Origin of the sequence: Paraburkholderia sp. SIMBA_054, assembly GCF_046534875.1 — a bacterium.
Lineage (GTDB): Bacteria > Pseudomonadota > Gammaproteobacteria > Burkholderiales > Burkholderiaceae > Paraburkholderia > Paraburkholderia hospita.
Genome location: NZ_JAWRXV010001734.1, coordinates 1 through 235, shown reverse-complemented (window position 1 = coordinate 235; position 235 = coordinate 1). Strand labels below are relative to the sequence as shown.

Annotated in this window: 1 protein-coding gene; it reads right to left on the bottom strand. The window is 60.0% G+C overall.

The window, feature by feature from the left end; translation table 11 throughout:
• The coding region (locus SB822_RS61040) for an MOSC domain-containing protein (protein ID WP_410859647.1) at window positions 1–235 on the bottom strand (235 nt) is incomplete at both ends.

The window sequence follows — 235 nt, the reverse complement described above, 5'->3', positions numbered from 1 at the left end:
AGATGTTTTCGCCGAAAGCACCACGCGCGCTCAGACGCGGGTTTTCGCCGATTTCTTCGCGCCAGACCGCATAATGATCGTGCGGATAATGATGGAGCGCTTTTTCCGGTCCACCATGCACTTTCCGGTCGCCCTGCGCATCGCAGTCCAGCCCCTCGAAAGCAATCAGCCCACGGCCCGCCTGAAGGATGGTACGGCGATCCGTTTCGCGCCTGACAGAAAGGTCAAACGGGGC